This window comes from Pseudomonas sp. yb_9 (assembly GCF_043103635.1).
Classification (GTDB): domain Bacteria; phylum Pseudomonadota; class Gammaproteobacteria; order Pseudomonadales; family Pseudomonadaceae; genus Aquipseudomonas; species Aquipseudomonas monteilii.
Genome location: NZ_JBICKA010000003.1, coordinates 1 through 2,775, shown reverse-complemented (window position 1 = coordinate 2,775; position 2,775 = coordinate 1). Strand labels below are relative to the sequence as shown.

Genomic DNA, 2,775 nt, shown 5'->3' with positions numbered 1-2,775 from the left:
TTTTCCTTAGCCATCGATACAATCCTCCGCAGAAGAAATAGTCTTGCGCTGATAAAACAAAGGCAGATATTTTCATATCTGCCTTGTTTATATGGAGCTCTTGAGCGGATTTGAACCGCTGACCTCACCCTTACCAAGGGTGTGCTCTACCAACTGAGCTACAAGAGCGAAACACTTTGCGCAAAATCCGGCAAACTTGGAGCGGGTAGCGGGAATCGAACCCGCATCATCAGCTTGGAAGGCTGAGGTTCTACCACTAAACTATACCCGCGGAGCTTGCGGCTCTCGCTAAAACTGGTGGAGGGAGAAGGATTCGAACCTTCGAAGCTCTCGCAACGGATTTACAGTCCGTCCCCTTTGACCGCTCGGGAATCCCTCCAGATGTGGCCGGCATTCTATTTGTTTGCCGCCCTAGTGTCAAGCGTTTTTTCAAATTTTTTCAATCAAATCTGAAACTTAGCTGCTTTGACACCGCTTCCAGTTCTACCACCTGAGTAGTGTTCCCTGTGAAGCGGGCGCCATTCTATCAAGCTATTCGCCAGTTGCAATACCCTGGCAGAAAATAATTTTATGTTTTAAGTCTTTGAAATCATTGGAAAGAGCTGAGAGCACCGTTTGGTCCAGCAAACGCTCGCTTTCCGGTGCGACCTTGAGCCAGCGCCCATCTGCCCCCGGCAACTGCCCCACCACTGGCAACGTCGCAATATCCAGGCTCAAGAGGCGCTGACGAAGCGCATCCAGCTGCCCCTGCCCCATTACCCCGCCCACTACCAGGCATTCATCACGACGCTTGGGCGGCGCCGACACGCCTGTTTCACGCAGCAGGCGAATTTCTTGCTGATTCCCCTTGTACAGAGACAGCGGGGCGACTTCCTTGACCTTCAGCGGGGCTTCCTGCTGGTGCCACACGTAATAGAAGACGTTGAGCACCAGTAACAGCAGAAACAACCAACGCATAGGCACCTCAATCCAATGGGCAGGCCATGGCCAGGCCAACGAAAACCAGGTCTGGCACAACACGCGCCAGGGGCACAGCCTCCCTTACCAGTGGCGCATCACCCCCAGTGAGAAATACCGTGAACGTGTCCCCCCACAGCGCACGCGCCTGATCAAGCTGGGTACGCGCAAAACCCTGGAGCATCAACACACAGCCGCGCTCGACCGCTTCGACGGTGGAGCGCCCGGGCGACAGACTGGTCAATGCACGCTCGGCGGAGGCATCGTCATAGCGGATACGCCGGGTATGGGTGCGCAGCTGGCTACGCATCAAAGGCATGCCCGGGCAGATGTAACCACCCAGATGCTCACCATCCGCCGCAACGAAGTCCGCTTTTGCGGCAGTGCCCAAGTCAATGACCAGACACGCGCCCTTTGCCAAATGAAATGCACCCAGCGCAGCCAGCCAACGATCCATACCCAGACGCTGATAATCGTCATAGCCATTGCGCACGCCGGCCATCTCCCGTGCCGGTTGCGCAACACGCGCCTGAACGGTAAACGCCCGGGCAATCAATGAACACAGGGCATCGGTTTCTTCCTCGCTGCGCACACTGACAATGCGACAGCCTGTAAGACGCACCGAAGCCAGCGCAGCCACTTCAGCGAGCAACGCCTGATCGGAATCGACGATCCCGCCACCTTCAATGACTGCATCAGCGGCATGGATTACCCGCCACTTGATGAAGCTGTTACCGCAATCGAGCTCAAGAATCATCACGCAACCTCAAACTGAGCTCACCACCACTGAAGCTCTTTTCCACTCCGTCCACCTCAAGGCGCAAGCCACCCTGCCCGTCGACGCCGAGAACCACACCATCAATATGCGTGCTGCCAGCAACCAGCGAAACATTGCGCCCCTGCCAAAGGTGCGCCTGCTCCCATTCTTCCAGGAATGCTGCAAATCCGTAGCGACGATGGCGTGCCAATTCATGCTGCAGCTGCTGACTGAGCGATGCCACTAAGTGATTGCGATCAATTGTCGCCCCCACCTCACGCCGCATCGAGGTCCACTGCTGATCGACCTGGTCATTTGCCTGCATGTTCACATTGATACCGATACCCAGCACCACATGGCAGACATCGGCGGGGTCGCCCACTAGTTCCAGGAGAATGCCAGTAATCTTCTGCCCGCGAACCAGCACATCGTTGGGCCATTTGAGCCCTACCTCTTTTACGCCAAACGCCTGCAGGGTACGCATTACAGCCAATCCCACCACCAGGCTCAAACCTTCGAGCTGACGCATGCCGCCATCCACTCGCAATACAAGGCTGTAATAGAGGTTTTCGGCAAATGGGCTGATCCACTGACGGCCACGCCGGCCGCGGCCGGCACTCTGCCGCTCGGCCAGCACGATAAACGGAGCTGCCTGCCCTTGGCCGGCAAGCCGCAAACCTTCCGCATTGGTCGAATCAATAGATTCGTGGATGAACACTGGCCACTGCTCGCCTTTGGCATAACCGGCGATTGCCTGCGCTTCGAGCAAGGCGAGCGGTGCCGCCAGCTGATAGCCGCGCCCACGAACCTTGTGAATGGTGAGGTTCAGTTCACCCTCCAGGTGCTGCAGCTGCTTCCAAACGGCACTGCGACTCACCCCGAGGGCTGCCCCCAGGGCTTCACCGGAATGGAACCGGCCATCCTTGAGGAGATTCAACAACTTCAGCATGCCAGTCTCGACTTGGAATAAGGCAGGCATGATAGCCATGGGCTGTTGGCTTGCATAGGAAAAGGGCCCGTAAGTGCGGCCTTGTGTCGCGATCCCTGTGGGTTTCGGCTTT

The 2,775-nt window shown here is 56.8% G+C and carries 3 protein-coding genes and 3 tRNA genes; all 6 read right to left on the bottom strand.

Annotated elements, in window-relative coordinates; translation table 11 throughout:
• Positions 1 to 92 precede the first annotated feature (92 nt).
• A tRNA-Thr gene (locus ACF8MI_RS00090) sits at positions 93 to 168 on the bottom strand.
• 29 nt (positions 169 to 197) lie between these two features.
• Positions 198 to 271, bottom strand: a tRNA-Gly gene (locus tag ACF8MI_RS00085).
• Positions 272 to 295: 24 nt separating this feature from the next.
• A tRNA-Tyr gene (locus ACF8MI_RS00080) sits at positions 296 to 379 on the bottom strand.
• 152 nt (positions 380 to 531) lie between these two features.
• Entirely contained in the window at positions 532 to 957 is a 426-nt protein-coding gene (locus tag ACF8MI_RS00075) for a hypothetical protein (RefSeq protein WP_019098632.1), read from the bottom strand.
• Positions 958 to 964: 7 nt separating this feature from the next.
• Positions 965 to 1,714 (bottom strand): pantothenate kinase, encoded by a 750-nt coding sequence (locus tag ACF8MI_RS00070; RefSeq protein WP_060501718.1) that lies wholly within the window; start codon positions 1,712 to 1,714, stop codon positions 965 to 967.
• Complete coding sequence (gene birA / locus ACF8MI_RS00065) at positions 1,704 to 2,663, bottom strand: bifunctional biotin--[acetyl-CoA-carboxylase] ligase/biotin operon repressor BirA (RefSeq protein WP_060501716.1); 960 nt, start codon at positions 2,661 to 2,663, stop codon at positions 1,704 to 1,706. The genes ACF8MI_RS00070 and birA overlap by 11 nt, the downstream gene beginning before the upstream one ends.
• Positions 2,664 to 2,775: the final 112 nt, after the last annotated feature.